Source organism: Lederbergia graminis (assembly GCF_042655485.1).
Classification (GTDB): Bacteria; Bacillota; Bacilli; order Bacillales; family Bacillaceae_C; genus Lederbergia; species Lederbergia graminis.
Genome location: NZ_JBHSMC010000001.1, coordinates 574,604 through 597,000, shown reverse-complemented (window position 1 = coordinate 597,000; position 22,397 = coordinate 574,604). Strand labels below are relative to the sequence as shown.

Sequence of the window (22,397 nt, the reverse complement as noted above, 5' to 3'; positions counted from 1 at the left end):
ATGATGAAGAGTATAAGTTTGCTTGGGGCTACAGGTTCGATTGGCACACAAGCATTAGATATTATTAGAAACAATCATGACAAGTTTTCATTAGTTGCCATTTCTGCAGGAAAGAATATTAACCTCGTTAGAAAAATAATAAAGGAGTTTAACCCACAATTAGTATCCGTACAAGAAAAAAGTGATATGGATGTTTTAAAAGCAGAGTTTCCAGGAATTGATTTCTGTTCCGGTACTTCAGGTTTGCTAGAAGTTGCTGTTTATGAAAAGGCTGATATACTCCTCAATGCAGTAATGGGAAGCATTGGACTTGCACCAACATTAGCTGCTATTAAGGAAAAAAAGACTATCGCAATTGCTAATAAGGAAACACTTGTAACAGCAGGACATATTGTTATGAATCTTGCCCGAGAGTGTAAAGTACCAATACTACCAGTGGATAGTGAGCATTCTGCTATCTTTCAATGCATACAAGGAGAAAAACTTCAAGATGTTGAACGGTTAATAATTACTGCTTCAGGAGGAAGTTTTCGTGATTTAAACCGAGAACAATTAGCTTCTGTAACAGTTGAGCAGGCACTTAGTCATCCCAATTGGACAATGGGTTCCAAAATTACAATTGACTCTGCTACAATGATGAATAAAGGCCTAGAGGTAATTGAGGCACATTGGTTATTTGATTTACCATATGAAAAAATTGATGTCTTATTACATCGAGAAAGTATTATCCATTCTATGGTAGAATATGTAGATAGCAGTGTAATTGCCCAATTAGGGACGCCAGATATGAGAGTTCCTATCCAATATGCACTTACCTACCCTGAACGGTTACCGTTGCAATCAAGTAGTAGATTGAACTTAGCGGAAGTGGGAAAACTGCATTTTGAAGAGATGGACTTTAATCGCTATAGATGTTTACAATTTGCATATGATGCTGGAAAAGCTGGAGGGACACTGCCGACAGTTTTAAATGCGGCCAACGAAGTTGCTGTAAATGCCTTTTTAGAAGGAAGAATTTCATTCCTTGCAATTGAAGATATGATTGAACAAGCACTCGGCCGCCATAACAATATCGATAATCCGGATCTATCAACTATTCAAGATGTTGATGTAGAAACGAGAAATTTTATTCACTCACTCTGTAAATAAAGGTGGTAATCTGAAATGAATACAGTGATATCCTTTATTGTCATTTTCGGTGCTCTCGTGTTTTTCCACGAACTTGGCCATTTTATTTTTGCAAAACGGTCGGGAATTCTTGTTAGAGAATTTGCAATTGGATTTGGTCCTAAGATCTTTTCTAGCAAGAAAAAGGAAACAACCTATACGATAAGACTTCTTCCAATTGGTGGCTTTGTACGAATGGCTGGAGAAGACCCAGAAATGGTTGATATAAAGCCCGGTCAAAGAGTCGCACTTTTATTTGATGATAATGAAAAAGTATCAAAAATTGTCATTACGGGAAAAGATCGTTTTCCTAATGCTCGAACAATAGAAGTTGAAAAAGCTGAATTAGAGCATCAATTATTTATTCGCGGTTATGAAGATAGTGAAGATGAAGAGGAAGGAACATTAAAAACTTTTTATCTCTCACGTGAAGCAATAATAGTTGATAATCAAATTGAAACTCAAATTGCTCCTTGGGATCGTCAATTTGCTTCCAAAAAATTAAGTCAAAGAGCAATGACGATATTTGCTGGACCACTGTTTAATTTTATATTAGCACTATTTGTATTTACTATTATTGGTATTATACAAGGAGTTCCTGTGGAAGACCCGGTACTAGGTAAGATATTGCCTGAAGGAGCAGCACAAGAAGCGGGACTTCAGGAAAATGATATTGTTTTAAGTATTGACGGTTCTGAAGTATCAAGCTTTGCTGATATGACTAAAATTGTGAGAGAACATCCTAATGAGGAATTAATTTTTACAATTGATCGTAATGGACAAACGCATGAAATTCCAGTTACACCGAATAGAATTGTTCAGGAAGAAATGGAATTTGGACAAATAGGCGTCCAAGCAAACTTAGATAAATCATTCGGTAAATTGGCTATCTATGGTTTTCAAGAAACATACCACTGGACAATTGAAATTATACGACTACTTGGGAAGTTAGTCACAGGGCAATTTTCCATTGATATGTTATCAGGTCCTGTAGGTATTTATGTTTCAACGGAGGAAGTAGCGAAAGCAGGAATTATTAATTTAATGAGATGGACAGCATTACTAAGTATTAATCTTGGAATTATGAATCTATTGCCAATCCCAGCGTTGGATGGTGGTCGTCTATTATTCTTTGGTGTAGAAGCTCTTAGAGGAAAACCGATTGACCGCCAAAAAGAAGGGTTGGTTCACTTTATTGGATTTGCACTATTAATGTTATTAATGATAGTAGTGACGTGGAATGACATTCAACGATTCTTTATAAATTGATTTTGTAATGAGGTGCAAGGTATGAGACAAAGTATGACACTTATTCCTACGCTTAGAGAGGTACCTGCTGATGCAGAAATTAAAAGCCATCAGCTCCTCCTAAGAGCAGGTTTTATTAAACAAATTGCAAGTGGTATTTATACATACTTACCACTTGCAAAAAGAACGTTAGATAAAGTAGAAAAAATTGTACGAGAAGAAATGGAAAATGCTGGTGCAGCTGAAGTGCTGATGCCATCATTACAACCTGCTGAACTATGGCAAGAATCTGAACGATGGTACTCATATGGACCAGAATTAATGCGCATGAAAGATCGTCACGGTCGGGAATTTGCACTTGGACCAACACATGAGGAAGTTATCACATCTATCATAAAAGATGTCGTTCAATCCTATAAACGGTTGCCTTTAAATATTTATCAAATACAAACAAAGTTTAGAGATGAACAACGTCCACGATTTGGTCTTTTACGCGGCCGTGAATTTATCATGAAGGATGCATACTCTTTCCATACTTCAAAGGAAAGTCTCGATGAAGTGTATGATAAAATGTATACTGCATATAAGAATATTTTTACTAGATGTGGTCTTGATTTTAGAGCAGTACTTGCAGATTCAGGAGCAATAGGAGGAAAAGATTCACAAGAATTTATGGTCCTTTCCGATATTGGTGAAGATACGATTGCGTATTCTGATGCATCTGATTATGCAGCAAACATAGAAATGGCAGAAGTGGTATGTAACGATGACAAACCATCTGTAGAAGAAAAACCGTTAGAAAAAGTAGAAACGATAAACCAGAAAACAATTGAACAAGTTTCTAGTTTCTTAAATGTATCACCTAGAGAATGTATAAAATCACTTGTCCTTAAAGTGGATGATGAATTTGTCATGGTCTTAGTTCGTGGTGATCATGAAGTAAATGATATTAAAGTAAAAAATGTTTTAAATGCGAGTTTGGTTGAGTTTGCGGACGAATCCGAAGTAGAGGAACTACTGGGATGCTCTTTTGGCTCCATTGGTCCAGTGGGTTTACCTGAAACAATAAAAGTATATGCAGACAATGCTGTACAAGCAATGATTAACGCTACATGTGGTGCTAACGAAAATAACTATCACTATATTAACGTAGTTCCTAATAGAGATTTTTCAGTAGAAAGTTATGCAGATTTCCGCTTTATTCAAGAAGGAGATCCTTCACCAGACGGACAAGGTACAATCCGATTTGCACGCGGAATTGAAGTAGGTCATATTTTCAAACTGGGAACTAAATATAGTGACTCTATGGATGCGAAATTCCTAGATGAAAATGGACGAGCTCAAAGTTATATTATGGGTTGTTATGGTATTGGTATTTCACGAACACTTACAGCAGTAGCTGAGCAATGTAACGATGATAATGGGTTAGTTTGGCCTGTAGATTTAGCACCTTATCATATTCATTTAATTTCTGTTAATGTGAAAGATGATGTACAAGTGCAATTATCAAATGACCTGTACGATTCTTTAAAACAAAATGGATATGAAGTTCTTCATGATGATCGCAACGAGCGTCCTGGGGTGAAATTTAAAGACTCTGATTTAATTGGGTTGCCAGTTAGAATTACAATTGGTAAAAAAGCATCTGAAGGTATCGTAGAAGTTAAAGATAGAAAAACAGGTGAAATGTTAGAAGTATCAAAAGATGACTTACTTCCATTATTGAAAAAATTACTACAAATGTAATAAAGGTTGAGGAGGGTACCTATTTTTAGGTACCTTCCTTCGATTAAAAAAATGAAATAAAGTGGATGGGAGAGAGTATTGTGGCAATTAACTCCACTGAATCAAAAGAAAGATTTCAATTACTATTACAACAACTACAATTGACGGATGATGCTTTTATGATTCACTTTTCTAATGCTGAAATAGCAAAGTTGATTGTAGATCGAAAACAGAAAAGATGGCATTTTACATTTTTGATGGAAAAGATAATACCTTGTAACGTATTACAACATTTTTCACTTCATCTAAAACAATCCTTTCAACATATTGCCTCTGTAAGTTTTAATATAAAGGTCAGAAACAATGAAATTACAGAACAATTAGTTCATGATTATTGGACTTATTGCATACAAGAAATCGATGGCATTTCACCAATTCTACTAAAATTATTAAATGAGCAATTACCGACATTAAAAGGGAATAAGCTTCTAGTTAATGCCAATAACGATACAGAAGCGAGAACATTAAAAACGAAATATAGTGAAATTGTTCAACAAGCATTTGAAAATGTAGGCTTTCCACCGCTACAACTAGATGCAAATGTTGTGGAATTGGAAGAAGTAAATGAAGACTATCAAAGATTCCTAGAAGCGAAGCAGAAAGAGGATCAAGAACGTGCAAGACAAGCTGTTATAGATATGCAGCAAGATAACTCGAAAGATAAAGAAGATGCTGCTTCTGCTGGGCCACTGTCGATAGGTATTACGATAAAAAATGATGAGGATTTCAAAAAGATTGAAGAAATTGTGGATGAAGAACGTAGAATTGCGCTGGAGGGTTATATTTTTGATGCGGAAACAAGAGAGTTAAGAAGTGGAAGGACTTTATTAACCTTCAAACTTACTGATTATACCGATTCTATCTTAATCAAGATGTTTTCACGTGATAAAGAAGATGCCGAATTACTTAACCGTGTAAAAAAAGGTATGTGGGTCAGAGTTCGCGGTAGCGTGCAAAATGATACGTTTGTGCGCGATCTAGTGATGATCGCAAATGATATTAATGAGATAAAACCAAAGTCTCGACATGACCTTGCAGATGAAGATGAAAAGCGTGTAGAACTCCATCTTCATTCACCGATGAGTCAAATGGATGCTGTAACTTCTGTTTCGAAATATGTAGAGCAAGCGAAAAAATGGGGTCATAAAGCTATCGCAATAACGGATCATGCCGTAGTTCAATCATTCCCAGAAGCTTATAGCGCTGGTAAGAAGAACGACATAAAAATTTTATATGGATTGGAAGCAAACTTAATCGATGATGGAGTTCCAATTGCATATAATAGTACCCATCAATTATTAGAAACAGCTGAGTATATTGTATTTGACGTTGAGACAACTGGACTATCTGCAATTTACGATACGATTATTGAGTTGGCAGCGGTAAAAATCCGCGGGGGAGAAGTTGTCGATAAGTTTGAAAGCTTTGCTAATCCTCATCATCCATTGTCCGCAACAACGATAGAACTAACTGGGATAACGGATGATATGGTTAGAGATGCTCCTGAAGTAGAAGAGATGCTTCAGAAATTTTACGAATGGTCAAAAGATGGGATATATGTAGCACATAACGCTTCTTTTGATATGGGCTTCTTGAACACTGGATACCAAAAAATCGGTGTAGGAAAAGCTACTAATCCTGTTATAGATACATTAGAATTAGCGAGGTTCCTATATCCACAATTTAAAAATCATCGCCTAAACACATTAGCGAAAAAATTTGATATTGAATTAACTCAGCATCACCGTGCGATTTATGATGCAGAAGCAACAGGTTATTTATTCCTAAAAATGTTAAAAGATGCAACAGAAAAAGGGATTGAATATCATGATCAATTTAATGATTATATGGGTGTTGGCGATGCATATAAACGAGCAAGACCTAGCCATTGTACATTATTGGCGCAAACAGAGGCTGGTTTAAAGAACTTATTTAAACTTGTTTCTATTTCACATTTAAATTACTTTTATCGCGTTCCACGTATTCCAAGATCCTTGTTAGAAAAACATCGTGAAGGGATACTCGTTGGTTCAGGTTGTGATAAAGGGGAAGTCTTTGAGGCAATGATGCAAAAAGGGAGTGCGGAGGCAGAAAAGGCAGCTGCTTTTTATGATTATTTAGAAGTTCATCCGAAACCTGTATATGCACCATTAATTGAAGCAGAACTAGTAAGAGATGAAGCAGACTTAGAAGATATAATAAAAAATATCGTGAACCTAGGTGAAAAGCTTGATATTCCAGTTGTTGCAACTGGTAATGTACATTATTTGAATGAAGTAGATAAAATTTATCGGAAAATCTTAATTAATTCACAAGGTGGAGCTAATCCATTAAATCGAAATGAATTACCTGATGTGCACTTCCGGACAACAAATGAAATGCTTTCAGAGTTTGCATTTTTAGGAGCAGATAAGGCGAAGGAAATCGTTGTAACGAATACTAATGCAATTGCTGATAAAATCGATGTCATAAAGCCAATTAAGGATGACTTATATACACCTAAAATTGAAGGTGCTGACGAAGAAATTCGTTCCATGAGTTATAACATGGCAAGAAGTATTTATGGAGATGAACTTCCGGAAATAATTGAAGCAAGACTTGAGAAAGAATTAAAAAGTATTATTGGTCATGGTTTTGCGGTCATTTATTTAATTTCTCATAAACTTGTTAAGAAGTCACTCGATGATGGCTATCTAGTTGGTTCCCGTGGTTCAGTAGGTTCATCATTTGTTGCGACAATGACAGAAATCACGGAAGTAAATCCACTACCTCCACACTATGTGTGTCCTAATTGTAAACACTCAGAGTTTTTTGATGATGGTTCTGTCGGTTCAGGGTTTGATTTACCAGATAAAGATTGTCCTCATTGTGGGTCTGCATTCAAAAAAGATGGACATGATATTCCATTTGAAACATTCCTTGGATTTAAAGGCGATAAAGTACCAGATATTGATTTAAACTTCTCAGGAGAATATCAACCAATAGCACACAACTATACAAAGGTTTTATTTGGAGAAGATTACGTATATCGAGCAGGAACAATTGGAACAGTAGCAGAGAAAACGGCATTTGGTTATGTGAAGGGATATGCTCAAGACAATAATGTTCATCTTCGAGGAGCGGAAATTGACCGTTTAGTTCAAGGTTGTACAGGGGTAAAGAGAACGACGGGGCAGCACCCGGGTGGTATTATCGTTGTTCCGGATGATATGGAGATATATGATTTTTCACCAATTCAATTTCCAGCTGATGATAGTGAGTCCGAATGGAAAACTACCCATTTTGATTTCCATTCCATCCATGATAATTTACTAAAACTAGACATTCTAGGTCACGATGATCCGACCATGATTCGGATGTTACAGGATTTAAGTGGAATTGATCCTAAAACTATCCCAACCGATGATTCCGAAGTAATGAAGATATTTAGTGGTACTGAATCACTAGGGGTAACGGAAGAGCAAATTATGTGTAAAACTGGTACTTTGGGAATTCCAGAATTTGGGACAAGGTTTGTAAGGCAAATGCTTGAAGATACGAAGCCAACAACCTTCTCAGAACTAGTGCAAATTTCTGGATTATCACATGGTACGGATGTTTGGTTAGGTAATGCACAGGAGCTTATCCATGATAAAACATGTACCCTATCTGAAGTTATTGGTTGCCGGGACGATATAATGGTGTATCTCATTTATCAAGGATTAGAACCATCCTTAGCATTTAAAATAATGGAATCAGTTCGTAAAGGGAAAGGTTTAACACCTGAATGGGAAGATGAAATGAGAAAAAATAATGTACCAGAATGGTATATTGATTCTTGTAAAAAGATTAAATATATGTTCCCGAAAGCCCATGCTGCCGCATATGTTTTAATGGCAGTTAGAATTGCATATTTTAAAGTACATTACCCACTATATTATTATGCATCCTATTTTACTGTAAGAGCAGATGATTTCGATTTAGAAGCAATGGTCCGAGGCTCTCAAACATTGCGTGCTAGAATTGAAGAAATTAATGCAAAAGGTCTAGAAGCATCAACAAAAGAGAAAAACTTACTTACAGTTTTAGAAATAGCTTTGGAAATGTGTGAAAGAGGCTTCAGTTTTCAAAAAGTAGATTTATACCGCTCAAAAGCATCGGAATTTATTATTGACGGTGATTCACTGATTCCACCATTTAATGCTATACCAGGCTTAGGGACAAATGCTGCTATTAACATTGTAAAGGCACGTGAGGATGGAGAATTTCTTTCAAAAGAAGACCTTCAGCAACGTGGTAAAGTTTCAAAAACTATTATCGAGTATTTGGACAAACATGGATGTTTAGAATCACTACCAGATCAAAACCAATTATCATTATTCTAAATCCTATAAACAAAGGGTTTATTTGCAAAATAAAGATGAGTATGGTATATTTTTTATGGAAATACTGTAAATAACTCTCTATTGACGAAAGAGTGGGCGCCCCCCACTCTTTCGTATTGTACTGGAAAATTAACCAATACACCTTGAACTTGTGGACATGGAGGTAATTATGAGCAAAGTAACCGACTTAGTTGAAGAACTCGTAACGCCCATAATCGCAGATATGAATCTTGAACTCGTAGATGTGGAATATGTTAAGGAAGGTAAGAACTGGTTTCTCCGTATATTCATTGATAAGGACGAGGGTATAGATATCGAGGAATGTGGCATTGTGAGTGAGCGATTGAGTGAACACCTAGATAAGCTTGATCCAATACCTCATAACTATTTTTTAGAAGTTTCTTCACCAGGTGCAGAACGACCACTGAAAAAAGAAGCAGATTTTAAAAAAGCGATAGGAAAAAACATATTTGTCAAAACATATGAACCTTTAAATGGTGAAAAGTCTTTTGAAGGCAAACTTATTGATTTTATCGAAGGCAAATTAACGATGGAAATTAAGGTGAAGACTAGAACGAGCATAGTTGAAGTACCTACCGATAAAATAGCGAGTGCCAGATTGGCAATTATATTTTAAAAAATATGAAATTGGCCATTCATCATAACTGATTGTATGAATGCCAATAATTACTTACTAACGTAAGTTAAAAGGGGATGACATTTGAATGAGCTCAGAGTTATTAGATGCTCTCATTATATTGGAAAAAGAAAAAGGGATTAGTCGAAATGTTTTGATTGAAGCGATAGAAGCAGCCCTTGTTTCTGCTTATAAACGAAACTTTAATCAAGCACAAAATGTCCGTGTTGACTTAAATTTAGAGACTGGTACCATGAGAGTATTTGCTCGTAAAGAAATCGTTGAGGGTGTTTTTGATTCTAGGTTAGAAATCTCCATAGACGAAGCGAAAAAACTAAATCCATCCTATGAAATTGGAGATATTGTAGAGCTGGAAGTTACACCAAAGGATTTTGGTAGAATCGCTGCTCAAACTGCTAAGCAAGTTGTTACACAACGAGTTCGCGAGGCAGAAAGAGGAATCATATATTCTGAATTTATCGATCGCGAAGAGGACATCATGACAGGAATTGTTCAACGTTATGACTCTCGCTATATTTATGTGAGTCTTGGTAAGATTGAAGCTTTATTACCACAAAGTGAGCAAATGCCGAATGAAACATATAAGCCACATGATCGTATTAAGGTTTTCATTACAAAGGTAGAGAAAACAACAAAAGGTCCGCAAATATATGTATCGAGAACACATCCTGGTTTATTAAAAAGACTATTTGAAATTGAAGTACCTGAAATTTTTGATGGTACAGTTGAAATTAAGTCTGTAGCACGTGAAGCTGGAGACCGCTCTAAAATTTCTGTAGGTACAGATAATCCAGAAATTGATCCAGTTGGATCCTGTGTTGGACCAAAGGGGACTCGTGTTCAGGCAATTGTAAACGAGTTAAAAGGCGAAAAAATTGATATTGTGGAATGGTCACAAGATCCTGTAGTCTTCGTAGCGAATGCATTAAGTCCATCCAAGGTTCTAGATGTTGCGGTTAATGAGGAAGAAAAAGCAACCACTGTCGTCGTTCCAGATTACCAACTTTCTCTAGCGATAGGGAAAAGAGGACAAAATGCACGACTAGCAGCTAAATTAACAGGTTGGAAAATCGATATTAAGAGTGAAACAGATGCTCGTGAAGCTGGTATTTATCCACGTGAAGAACCGCTTTTACTTTTTGATGACGATGACTCAAATGATGATTTTAATTTCAATGAGGACGACATCGAATAGAGGTGAATAGGTTTGGCGAAACAAAGAAAGATTCCGATGAGAAAATGTTTAGCAACAGGGGAAATGAAGCCAAAAAAAGAGATGATTAGAATCGTACGTTCTAAAGAAGGTGAAGTCTCCGTCGACGTAACAGGGAAAAAACCAGGTCGAGGAGCATACGTATCTTTAGATCGCGAAGCAATAATGAAGGCAAAACAAAAGAATTTGTTTGCTAGCCAACTTAATACTGAAGTTGATGAATCCGTATATGAAGAACTACTTGCATTAGTAGATAATGAAAGTAAGTGAGATAATGCAACAAGAGAAATGGATGTCACTGCTTGGATTGGCAAATCGAGCTAGAAAGATTATTTCTGGAGAAGAGTTAGTAGTGAAGGAAATAAAGAGTAATAAAGCAAAGCTAGTACTTATATCTAAAGATGCTTCCATTAATACTACTAAAAAAATCCAGGACAAATGTACATTCTACAAAATTCCTTTCCGATTCGTACAGTCAAGAAATCAATTAGGCCATGCTATAGGAAAGTTTGAAAGAGTAGTTGTAGCGGTCTTGGATGAAGGTTTTGCACAGAAACTTTCTTCCATGCTCGATGAATAAAACGGGGGTGAACCAATGAGTAAAATACGTGTATATGAATATGCTAAAAAACAAAACACTTCCAGTAAGGATATTATTGAAAAGCTTAAAGGTTTGAATGTTACAGTATCAAACCATATGTCGATGATTGATCGTGATACAGCGAATAAATTAGATAATATTTTTAATGGAAAACAAGCAAGTCAGCCAAATAATAGCGGGAAAAATACTGCTAATAATAATCAACATACTCGAAATAAGAGTAATACTGCAACGAACATTCAAAATAAAACGCAATCAAATAATAGCGATAATGCGGTAAAACGTTCGAATGATAAAACAGACAAAAAAGCAAATCCACGCAATGAGATGAGGCAAAATAAACCTAATATGAAAAATAGTACCGGTAACCAACCTAAAAATAGGCAGCAGAAAGATAATAGGGGAAACAAAAATAACAATAGTAATAAAAAAGGTAATAACAATAATTCAAAACAAAGGCAAAAGCCACAGCAACATCAACCAGCTCCACCAAAGCAAAAAGAATTACCAGAGAAAATTATCTTTTCCGGTTCACTTACAGTTGGTGAATTAGCAAAAAAAATCCATAGAGAGCCTTCTGAAATCATTAAAAAGTTATTTATGCTAGGTGTAATTGCTACTATTAATCAAGATCTAGATAAAGATGCGATTGAATTAATTTGTTCAGAATATGGCGTAGAAGTTGAAGAAGAAATTCAAATCGATACAACTGATCTTGAAGTGTATTTTAATGATGATAATGAGGAAGACTTAGTGGAGCGTCCCTCAGTAGTTACAATTATGGGTCACGTTGACCATGGTAAAACCACATTACTAGACTCATTAAGAAATACAAAAGTAACTGCTGGTGAAGCTGGGGGTATCACGCAACATATTGGTGCCTATCAGATCGTAAGTAACGAAAAGAAAATTACATTCCTAGACACACCTGGTCACGCAGCGTTTACAACAATGCGTGCAAGAGGCGCAAAAGTTACCGATATTACCATATTAGTTGTTGCAGCAGATGATGGTGTTATGCCACAAACTGTGGAAGCAATTAATCATGCAAAAGCAGCTGAAGTTCCAATTATTGTTGCTGTAAATAAAATGGATAAACCAACTGCAAATCCGGATCGAGTTATGCAAGAATTAACAGAACACGGCTTAATTCCGGAAGATTGGGGTGGAGATACTATCTTTGTTCCAATCTCAGCACTAAAAGGCGAAGGAATTGACAATTTACTTGAAATGGTCCTTTTAGTTAGTGAGGTTGAAGAGTTAAAGGCAAATCCTAACCGTAACGCTATAGGAACAGTAATAGAAGCACAATTAGATAAAGGTCGTGGATCTGTTGCAACACTTCTAGTCCAAAATGGTACGTTGAAAATCGGTGATCCGATTGTTGTTGGAAGTACCTTTGGTCGTGTCCGGGCAATGGTAAATGATGTCGGACGTCGAGTGAAAACTGCAGGACCATCAACTCCAGTAGAAATTACAGGTCTTAATGATGTTCCACAAGCTGGAGACAGATTTGTTGTTTTTGATGATGAGAAGACAGCAAGGCAAATTGGAGAAATTCGTGCACAAGAAGCATTACTAGCTTCCAGAAATGAAAGTTCTCGTGTTAGCCTTGATACATTATTTGAGCAAATGAAACAAGGCGAGATGAAAGATCTAAATGTTATTGTGAAAGCAGATGTTCAAGGATCTGTAGAAGCTCTAGCAGCAGCACTAAGACAGATTGATGTAGAAGGGGTTAATATTAAAATAATCCATACTGCAGTTGGTGCAATTAATGAATCTGATATTACTTTAGCAGCAGCTTCCAATGCAATTGTTATTGGATTTAATGTTAGACCTGATGTGAATGCAAAACGCGCTGCTGAAGCTGAAAAAGTAGAAGTTCGCCTACATCGTGTTATTTATAAAGCAATTGAAGAAATTGAGGCAGCAATGAAAGGTATGCTTGATCCAGAATATGAAGAAAAAGTAATTGGGCAAGCAGAAGTTCGCCAAACATTCAAAGTTTCTAAAATTGGTACAATCGCTGGTTCATATGTAACGGATGGAAAGATTACACGTGATAGTGGCGTACGATTAATTAGAAATGGAATCGTCATTTTTGAAGGGGTTATTGATGACCTCAAACGCTATAAAGACGATGTAAAAGAAGTAAGTCAAGGTTATGAATGTGGTATAACAATTAAGAACTTTAATGATATTAAAGAAGAAGATGTTATTGAAGCCTTCTTAATGGAAGAGATTGAACGTACTTGATAGGATATGTTGAATGTGAAATTACCATATTTCATGCTCAATCCCTTAAAGAAAAACGTGCGGTTTTACAAAGAGTAATCATGAGGGTGAAACAGAAGTATAATATTGCTGTTTCTGAAATCGGACATCAAGATATGTGGAATATTACCAAGATAGCATTAGTAACTGTTTCATCCTCAAAAAAACAATGTGAGCGTGAATTACTTAATGCCTTGAAATTTATGGATTCTTTTCCAGAATGGGAGAGAATAGAAACGAATTTCGAGTGGCTGTAAATTAATGAGGTGTTATACATGAGTGTACGTGCAAACCGAGTTGGCGAACAAATGAAAAAGGAACTTGGTGACATCATCACCAGAAAACTAAAAGACCCTAGAGTAGGTTTTGTTACGATTACAGATGTACATGTTACAGGTGATCTCCAACAAGCGACCGTATATATTTCAGTACTAGGTGATGATGATCAGAAGGAAAATACGCTAAAAGGCCTCGAAAAAGCAAAAGGGTTTATTAGGTCAGAAATTGGTCAAAGAATTCGTTTGCGAAAAACTCCTGAACTAATTTTTGAATTCGACGAATCAATCGATTATGGAAATCGAATCGAAACATTATTAAAGGAAATTAAAAATGATTAATCATTATTCAATGAACATGGATAGACATATGTCTATCCATTTTTATTGATGAATATAGGAGGTTACAATGGACGGTATTATACCTCTTTGGAAACCGAGGGGAATGACATCCCATGACTGTGTTTTTAAAATCCGTAAAATATTAAAAATGAAAAAAGTTGGTCATACAGGAACATTAGACCCAGAAGTAGATGGTGTACTGCCAATTTGTATAGGTAGAGCAACAAAAGTGGCTAAGTATATTACAGATGCAGGTAAAGAATACATAGGTGAAGTAACAATCGGATATTCGACAACAACGGAAGATGCTCATGGTGAAATAGTAGAGTCGAAAAAGATAGAAAATCCTATTTCTATACAAGCAATAAAAAATGTGTTGCAGACACTAACAGGTGAAATAGAACAAACACCTCCAATGTATTCTGCGGTCAAAGTAAATGGGAAAAAATTATATGAATATGCCCGAGCAGGCATTACAGTAGAAAGACCAACACGAAAAGTTCATATTTATCAAATTAGTCTAGATGAAGATTCGATAAAAATGAACGATGGAAAATGTGTATTTTCTTTTCGAGTGAAATGTAGTAAAGGTACTTATATTAGAACACTGGCCGTAACAATAGGTGAAAAACTAGGTTATCCGGCTCATATGTCAAAGTTAACGAGAATTGCTTCCGCTTCGTTTACGTCAGAACATTGTTTATCGTTCGAAGACATCGAGAAATTCATGTTAAATGGCGAACTAATGGATAATATTTATCCATTAGAGACGGGTATTTCATATTTGCCGAAATACATTTTAGATGATAGTTTAGTGTTGAGAATTAAAAATGGAGCAGTATTACCAAAACCAGTAGATTGGCCAGATGGACATGTGGTGATGGAATATAATTCGGAAGCATTTGCAATATATCAACTCCATCCAAATAAAGAAAATGTTATAAAGCCGGTTAAAATTTTACGTAATACTTAAGATTCAACGAAAATAGGTGATAAAAATTGCAAGTTAAAATGATACATCATCCTCATCAATTTCAAAAAGGAGAATACCCTGAGCTAGCAATAGCACTAGGATTCTTTGATGGAGTACATATTGGACATCAGAAAGTAATTTCTACTGCAACATCCATCGCTAAAGAAAATAATTGGAAAAGTGCTGTGATGACCTTTGATCCACATCCTTCTGTAGTTTTAGGTAAAGGAAAAAAGCCCGTTCAGTATATAACTCCTTTAGAAGATAAAATTAAATTTATTAATACTCTTGGTGTAGATTATTTATTTGTTATCCGATTTACTTCAGCTTTTTCAAGTCTAGAACCAGAAGAATTTGTTAATCAATATTTAATTAATTTAAATGTAAAGCACGTTATTGCAGGCTTTGATTATTCCTATGGTAAGTTTGGCAAAGGAAATATGGAATTGTTACCAAAACATAGTAAAGGGAATTTTGATGTTACAACGATATCAAAACTCGAAAAGAATAATGAAAAGATTAGTTCAACCGCGATTAGACAATTAATTAATAATGGTGATATGCAAAGCGCTAGAAAACTATTAGGCCGCTACTATATTACAGAGGGTACCGTAGTAAACGGTGATAAACGTGGTAGAACGATTGGTTTTCCAACAGCGAATGTAGCACTTGAAGGAGATTATTTAACTCCGAAGGGTGGAATATATTCGGTAAAATTCTTTGTTTCAGGAAAATGGGAAAATGGTGTATGTAATGTTGGTTATAATCCTACATTCACTGATAGAAAGCAATTATCTATAGAAGTTTTTATTTTGGATTATAATCAATATATTTATGGGGAAAAAGTTGCTATTGAATGGCATGAAAGAATTCGAGATGAGTTAAAATTCGAGAATGTCGATGATTTAATAGCTGAAATGAATAAAGATGTGGAAACTGCAAGGGATTACTTTAAAAAACTCGATAAAGAAACTTGATTTTACCCTATGAAAGATGATATTCTATTACAGTAACAAGAACCTTTGCTTGGCAATACGCCTCACCAACGTTTGCTAGGTAATAGGGGATAGAAAATTAGGAGGTGACTAGGATGGCGATTTCTCAACAACAAAAAAATGAAATCATCAACCAATACAAGATTCATGAAACTGATACCGGATCTCCGGAAGTTCAAATTGCGGTTTTAACAGAAGAAATCAACAAATTGAACGAGCATCTTCGTGTACACAAAAAGGACCATCATTCAAGACGTGGATTATTGAAAATGGTAGGCCGACGCCGTAATCTTTTAACGTATCTTCGTAATAAAGATGTTCAACGTTATCGTGATCTAATTAACAAACTTGGCCTTCGTCGATAAGACAATGCGCCGTCAGAAAAAGCGGGGAGTACATTCCCGCTTTTTTTTAGGATTAACCAAACTAGTAAAAATTGGATAACCGTTTATTGACAAACCAATCATCTAAAGAACTGTCATGAAAATGGCAGAACTGAACATTGGACATACATATGATAAGAAATGTGAAGACTTGTTGCTCTATCGTTTTGTAAATTCAATATTGAAACTAACAAGATGGAGAAATATTATAAGGCCATAAGTATTATTTACATATGTAGAAGAAAACACTTTATCAAGATGAAAGAAAACAATTAGAAATTGATTCAATTGTCATCAATCATATTTATGTCTAATGTTCAGTGTGAAGTCATGAACGGTGATTCCAACAAATTACAAGGACTTATTTTTATTTTTCGTAAACAATAATAAATAAGTCCAGCATGGAATCGAAAGTGAGGATTATCTATATGGAACAACAGAAACAAACATTTAGCATGGACTGGGCTGGCAGAAACCTAACAGTAGAAGTTGGCCAATTAGCAAAACAAGCAAACGGTGCAGTACTAATTCGCTATGGTGAAACTGCTGTACTTTGTACTGCCACTGCGTCTAAAGAAGCAAAAGCAGTTGATTTCTTCCCTTTAACTGTAAATTATGAAGAAAGATTATATGCAGTTGGGAAAATTCCTGGAGGTTTCATTAAGAGAGAGGGACGTCCAAGTGAAAAAGCCATTCTAGCAAGCCGTTTAATTGACCGTCCTATTCGTCCATTATTTGCGGATGGTTTCAGAAACGATGTACAAGTAATAAGTATTGTAATGAGTGTGGATCAAAATTGCTCTTCAGAAATGGCAGCAATGTTTGGTTCATCACTAGCTTTAAGTACATCTGATATACCATTTGAAGGGCCAATAGCTGGTGTTGAAGTTGGTAGAGTAGATGGTAATTTTATTGTGAACCCAACTGTTGAACAAGTGGAAAAAAGCGATATCACATTAACTGTAGCTGGAACAAAAGATGCTATAAATATGGTGGAAGCAGGAGCTCTTGAAGTACCTGAAGAAACAATGTTAGAAGCAATAATGTTTGGTCATGAAGAAATCAAAAAATTGATTGCATTCCAAGAAGAAATTGTTCGCGCTGTTGGTAAAGAGAAAATGGAAGTAACTCTTTATGAAGTGGACAAGGAGCTTGATCAAGTAGTACGAAGCATGTGTGAAAAAGATTTAGTTGCTGCAATCCAAGTAGAAGAAAAACATGCAAGAGAAGATGCAATTAGTGCAGTGAAGGAAAGAGTTATTTTAGAGTTTAATGAACGTGAAGATATAGATGAAGATACACTAAAACAAGTTTCTCAAATTTTGAGTAATTTGGTGAAAGAAGAAGTTCGTAGATTAATTACAGTGGAAAAGGTACGTCCAGATGGTAGAAAGCCGGACGAAATTCGACCATTATCATCCGAAGTGAATCTTTTACCACGTACACATGGTTCTGGCTTGTTTACTCGCGGCCAAACGCAAGCATTAAGCATTTGTACTCTCGGTGCATTAGGAGATGTTCAAATTCTTGATGGATTGGGAGTAGAAGAGACGAAACGATTTATGCACCATTATAATTTCCCTCACTTTAGTGTAGGGGAAACTGGACCAATTCGTGGACCAGGTCGAAGAGAAATTGGTCACGGTGCTTTAGGAGAACGTGCATTAGAGCCTGTAATCCCTAATGAAGCGGATTTCCCTTATACAATCCGTCTCGTATCTGAAGTATTAGAATCAAATGGCTCCACATCACAAGCAAGTATTTGTGCAAGTACTTTGGCAATGATGGATGCAGGTGTTCCAATTAAAGCTCCAGTGGCAGGTATTGCAATGGGACTAGTAAAATCTGGTGATCATTATACAGTACTTACAGATATCCAAGGAATGGAAGACCATTTAGGTGATATGGACTTTAAAGTTGCAGGAACTGAAAAAGGTGTTACTGCATTGCAGATGGATATAAAAATTGAGGGATTGTCTCGTCAAATACTTGAAGAAGCATTGCTTCAAGCAAAAGAAGGACGTATGCATATATTAAAATCTATGCTAGCAACAATCTCAACACCTAGAGAGCATTTATCGAAGTATGCTCCGAAGATTCTTACTATGACAATAAATCCAGATAAGATTAGGGATGTAATTGGACCAAGTGGAAAACAAATCAATAAAATTATTGATGAAACTGGCGTAAAAATTGATATAGAGCAAGATGGTAAGGTCTTTATTGCTTCCTCAGACGAAGAAATGAATGTGAAAGCAAGAAAGATTATAGAAGATATTGTAAGAGAAGTAGAAGTTGGACAAATGTATCTTGGAAAAGTAAAGAGAATTGAAAAATTTGGTGCGTTTGTAGAACTATTCGCTGGAAAAGACGGTTTAGTTCATATATCTCAATTAGCTGAAGAACGTGTGAATAAAGTGGAAGACGTTGTTTCAATCGGCGATGAAATCCTTGTAAAAGTACTTGAAATTGATAATCAAGGTCGAGTAAATGTTTCAAGGAAAGCAGTTCTAAAAGAGCAGAAAGAAAAAGAAGAAAAAGCGAAGTAAAAGTAAATAGAAAATGCCAGGAGAAATCCTGGCATTTTCTATTTACATAAATTGCAAACTAAACATATAGAGCTAGATGTTCTAACTTGTCCTTCCTAATCATATTTTATGAGGAAGGAGGTTTTGCATGTGATTCGGGCAAAAAGCTTGATTGGCTTTGTTGTGATTGTTATTCTATCAGTGTCTGTAATTTTTAATCCATTAAGTAAAACGTATATTAGTGAATTAAGAAGTAATAGTGTATATGTAAGTACTCAAGATATGTCAAATCTACAAGAGCTGATTGATGCAGCAGCTAAAAAGTTCAATAAAGCGCCATCTGATGCTAAAATCGACCGAGTTTGGAAAGCAATGCCAGGATATAATGGATTAGAAGTGGATGTAGAGGCATCATATAATAAGATGATAAAAGAAAAAGCCTTTGATGTACAAAAGATAGTATTTAAACAAATACCACCCAAAATACATTTGGAGGATTTGCCACCATCACCTATTTATAGAGGACATCCAGAAAAACCAGCTGTTAGTTTCCTAATCAATGTTGCATGGGGAAATGAATATTTACCTTCCATATTGGCAACGCTTAAGGAAAATAAAGTACATGCTACCTTCTTTTTGGAAGGACGCTGGGTTAAAGAAAATCCAGATCTTGCAAAAATGATTGCTGATGGTGGACATGAAATAGGAAATCATTCCTATAGTCATCCCAACATGGCAAATATTAGTTCATATAGAATTAAAGAAGAATTAGTGAAAACGAACGAAATCATCGAAGCTACAACTGGAAAAACAGTAACATGGTTTGGTCCTCCGGCCGGTGCATTTCGAGAAGAAACTGTTCTTATTGCTGATTCTTTACATATGAAAACAGTAATGTGGACTGTTGACACAATTGATTGGCGAGAACCAACACCTGAACAATTGCTCCAGCGGGTAATATCCAAGGTACATCCAGGTGCGATGATTCTTATGCATCCAACTAAGGCAACAGAAAAAGCTTTAAATACGTTAATTTCGGAAATTCGTTCAAAAAACTTAAGAATTGGTACTGTTACGAAATTAATGGATGAAGAGCGTATCATAAAAAGAGAAGAATTAGACATGGAAGAAAATACGCAACATCCATAATGTGTTTTCCACTGATATGGACAAATGGCATGTTTTTGCACCATGAATAGGAGGAATTACAATGCTGAAGAAACATAAATGCCAAAATGGAGTTAGAGTTGTCCTTGAAACAATTCCAACAGTCAGGTCTGTTGCAATCGGAATATGGATTGGGACTGGATCTCGTGATGAAACTGCCAGTAACAATGGTATTTCACATTTCTTAGAACATATGTACTTTAAAGGTACTAAAACTCGTTCAGCAAGGGAAATTGCGGAATCTTTTGACTCTATCGGTGGTCAAGTGAATGCATTTACTTCAAAGGAATATACTTGCTACTATGCAAAAGTGTTGGATAACCATGCCTTGTATGCATTAGATGTACTAGCTGATATGTTTTTCAATTCTACATTTAATGATGACGAACTAGAAAAAGAAAAAAATGTCGTCTTAGAAGAAATAAAAATGTATGAAGATACGCCTGATGATATTGTGCACGATATGCTTAGTAAAGCAGCATATGAAACACACTCATTAGGATATCCGATTCTTGGTACAGAAGGGACATTGGCTACTTTTACAAGTGATTCATTAAGAGAATATATCCATGACATGTATACACCTGATAATGTTGTAATTTCGATTGCAGGTAATATAGAGGAAGATTTTATTGAACATATTGAGAAATACTTTGGAACATTTGTACGAGGAAATAAACAGAATGCTGATATAGCTCCAGAATTTCATCTAAATAAGGTAATCAAACAGAAAGAAACAGAACAGGCACATCTTTGTATCGGTTTTGAGGGATTACCAATAGGACATAAAAATATTTATGATTTAATGATTATGAATAATATCTTTGGTGGAAGCATGTCATCACGATTATTCCAAGAAGTAAGGGAAGAAAAAGGACTAGCATATTCCGTATTCTCTTATCACTCTTCCTTTAAAGATACAGGTCTAGTGACAATTTATGGAGGAACTGCAGCCAATCAAATGGATGAGCTGTTTTCTACTATACAAAACACCTTGGATAAATTAAAAAATAATGGAATTACAGATAAGGAATTAAAGAATAGCAAAGAACAAATTAAAGGTAACTTAATGCTCGGACTAGAGAGTACAAATAACAGAATGAGTCGAAATGGTAAGAATGAACTTTTATTAAATCGACATCGTACTCTGGATGATATGATAGAAGATATAGATAAAGTAACGATTGATAGTGTGAATGAAATGGCACGAAAAATATTTACAGAAGATTATACTGTTGCAATAATTAGTCCTGATAATCGCTTACCAGAAAACAATAAAAACTAATTACAATAACTAAGGGTTGTTCAATCAGTCGTAAAAAAATTGATTGGGCAACCCTTATTTCATTTTTATATTTGGCTCTGTTAAAGTTCATTGTTGCTAATAACTTAGTTGATTGTATGGATGTACACGAGACTCCTGTTGGAACAGCACGAGGCCACTGAAAAAGTCCCTTGAATTTAGCGATATGGTAAAACAGAGCTGTGGATTTCCGTTCCAGGCGGCTTTGCTTTCCGCGGGGCGTGCGGTGAGCCTCCTCGTCGCAAATGCTCCTGCGGGGTCTCACCTGTCCCGCTAGTCCCGCAGGAGTCTGCGCCGCCTTCCACTTCAATCAACAGAATTCTTAATGAAGGATGTTTATAGATAGTTGCAACTTCATATTTGTAAGGATTTATCCCATCTCACTGTATCCATTTTATTAGGGCGGGTACTATGTTAAGTCGTCCTTTTTAATCCCTCTTTAGGACACTTTCCTTTAATATCAGGGTTTTTCAGTGACCTCAACAGCACGAGCCTCAGCTAACTTGGCAAAGCGGTTTTCTTTGCCAAGTTAGCTGAGGCCGTGCCCGCGGAAAGCGAGTGTACAGGAGCGAAAATCAACAACAGAGTTTAACAGAGCTTTATTTTTAAATAATCCATTTTGTATATTCATTTTGTCCATACTTTTGTACTTCTTAATTCTAAATCACCAAGAGTCATCTTATATATAATATTAGGAGCTTGTAAAGGAGGGGAATTATGAGACTCAGTGAGTTAGGAGGAAAAGAAATCGTCGATTATAACAAAGCGAAACGCTTGGGTGTACTAGGGCAAACAGACTTAGAAATTGATACAAAAACAGGGGCGATAAATCATTTGATAATCCCTTCTGGTAAGTGGATGGGCCGTAAAGGGATAAATGAAATAAAAGTTCCATGGCATTTCATCCGAACAATTGGAACTGACATGATCATTTTGGAGGTCCCAGAAAACAATACTTATTAAATGTAAAAAAGATTACGAATGAGAAAAGGCGAATGATTCGCCTTTTTTTTGTGTCTTAATAGGTTATTAGAGCGAGTATCGTTTTCTTATTAAGTCATGCACAGCCTAATGTAATCTACATACAATGATTGTGCGGTGTTATTCAGCATGCATAA

The 22,397-nt window shown here is 35.8% G+C and carries 18 protein-coding genes; all 18 read left to right on the top strand.

The features are described from left to right. Positions 1-3: 3 nt before the first annotated feature. On the top strand, positions 4-1,149 hold the full coding sequence (gene dxr / locus ACFPM4_RS03070) for a 1-deoxy-D-xylulose-5-phosphate reductoisomerase (protein ID WP_382347568.1): 1,146 nt from the start codon (positions 4-6) through the stop codon (positions 1,147-1,149). 15 nt (positions 1,150-1,164) lie between these two features. Beyond that, positions 1,165-2,436, top strand: coding sequence for an RIP metalloprotease RseP (gene rseP, locus ACFPM4_RS03065; RefSeq protein ID WP_382347565.1), 1,272 nt, complete (start codon positions 1,165-1,167; stop codon positions 2,434-2,436). Between the two features lie 21 nt (positions 2,437-2,457). Then, positions 2,458-4,161: a proline--tRNA ligase gene (locus ACFPM4_RS03060; protein ID WP_382347562.1), complete on the top strand. Its 1,704-nt coding sequence runs from the start codon at positions 2,458-2,460 to the stop codon at positions 4,159-4,161. A gap of 80 nt (positions 4,162-4,241) precedes the next feature. Continuing rightward, a complete protein-coding gene (locus ACFPM4_RS03055; protein ID WP_382347559.1) occupies positions 4,242-8,564 on the top strand; it encodes a PolC-type DNA polymerase III in 4,323 nt (1,440 codons plus the stop codon). A gap of 169 nt (positions 8,565-8,733) precedes the next feature. Then, positions 8,734-9,201, top strand: coding sequence for a ribosome maturation factor RimP (rimP, locus tag ACFPM4_RS03050; protein ID WP_382347556.1), 468 nt, complete (start codon positions 8,734-8,736; stop codon positions 9,199-9,201). Positions 9,202-9,289: 88 nt separating this feature from the next. Next, a complete protein-coding gene (gene nusA, locus ACFPM4_RS03045) occupies positions 9,290-10,417 on the top strand; it encodes a transcription termination factor NusA (RefSeq protein WP_144920050.1) in 1,128 nt (375 codons plus the stop codon). 12 nt (positions 10,418-10,429) lie between these two features. After that, positions 10,430-10,705: an RNase P modulator RnpM gene (rnpM, locus tag ACFPM4_RS03040; RefSeq protein ID WP_144920048.1), complete on the top strand. Its 276-nt coding sequence runs from the start codon at positions 10,430-10,432 to the stop codon at positions 10,703-10,705. Positions 10,706-10,709: 4 nt separating this feature from the next. Beyond that, the gene (locus ACFPM4_RS03035; RefSeq protein WP_144920046.1) at positions 10,710-11,015 is read left to right on the top strand and encodes a YlxQ family RNA-binding protein; all 306 of its coding nucleotides are present in this window, start codon (positions 10,710-10,712) and stop codon (positions 11,013-11,015) included. Positions 11,016-11,030: 15 nt separating this feature from the next. Beyond that, the gene (gene infB, locus ACFPM4_RS03030; protein WP_382347552.1) at positions 11,031-13,295 is read left to right on the top strand and encodes a translation initiation factor IF-2; all 2,265 of its coding nucleotides are present in this window, start codon (positions 11,031-11,033) and stop codon (positions 13,293-13,295) included. Next, positions 13,292-13,570: a DUF503 domain-containing protein gene (locus tag ACFPM4_RS03025; RefSeq protein ID WP_382347549.1), complete on the top strand. Its 279-nt coding sequence runs from the start codon at positions 13,292-13,294 to the stop codon at positions 13,568-13,570. Before infB ends, ACFPM4_RS03025 begins: the two co-directional genes overlap by 4 nt. Positions 13,571-13,588: 18 nt before the next feature. Then, positions 13,589-13,930 (top strand): 30S ribosome-binding factor RbfA, encoded by a 342-nt coding sequence (gene rbfA, locus ACFPM4_RS03020; RefSeq protein WP_144920040.1) that lies wholly within the window; start codon positions 13,589-13,591, stop codon positions 13,928-13,930. A gap of 67 nt (positions 13,931-13,997) precedes the next feature. Then, on the top strand, positions 13,998-14,903 hold the full coding sequence (gene truB, locus ACFPM4_RS03015) for a tRNA pseudouridine(55) synthase TruB (RefSeq protein WP_382347545.1): 906 nt from the start codon (positions 13,998-14,000) through the stop codon (positions 14,901-14,903). Between the two features lie 38 nt (positions 14,904-14,941). Beyond that, on the top strand, positions 14,942-15,880 hold the full coding sequence (gene ribF / locus ACFPM4_RS03010) for a bifunctional riboflavin kinase/FAD synthetase (RefSeq protein WP_382348157.1): 939 nt from the start codon (positions 14,942-14,944) through the stop codon (positions 15,878-15,880). Positions 15,881-15,993: 113 nt separating this feature from the next. Continuing rightward, entirely contained in the window at positions 15,994-16,263 is a 270-nt protein-coding gene (rpsO, locus tag ACFPM4_RS03005) for a 30S ribosomal protein S15 (RefSeq protein WP_144920034.1), read from the top strand. 446 nt (positions 16,264-16,709) lie between these two features. After that, positions 16,710-18,830 (top strand): polyribonucleotide nucleotidyltransferase, encoded by a 2,121-nt coding sequence (gene pnp / locus ACFPM4_RS03000; protein ID WP_382347541.1) that lies wholly within the window; start codon positions 16,710-16,712, stop codon positions 18,828-18,830. A 129-nt stretch (positions 18,831-18,959) separates the two neighbouring features. Beyond that, positions 18,960-19,958 carry a polysaccharide deacetylase family protein gene (locus tag ACFPM4_RS02995; RefSeq protein WP_382347538.1) on the top strand — a complete coding sequence of 333 codons (999 nt, stop codon included), beginning with the start codon at positions 18,960-18,962 and terminating at the stop codon, positions 19,956-19,958. 61 nt (positions 19,959-20,019) lie between these two features. Then, positions 20,020-21,261, top strand: coding sequence for a M16 family metallopeptidase (locus ACFPM4_RS02990; RefSeq protein WP_382347535.1), 1,242 nt, complete (start codon positions 20,020-20,022; stop codon positions 21,259-21,261). A 735-nt stretch (positions 21,262-21,996) separates the two neighbouring features. Continuing rightward, the gene (locus tag ACFPM4_RS02985; RefSeq protein ID WP_382347532.1) at positions 21,997-22,242 is read left to right on the top strand and encodes a YlmC/YmxH family sporulation protein; all 246 of its coding nucleotides are present in this window, start codon (positions 21,997-21,999) and stop codon (positions 22,240-22,242) included. The last annotated feature ends 155 nt before the right edge of the window (positions 22,243-22,397 follow it).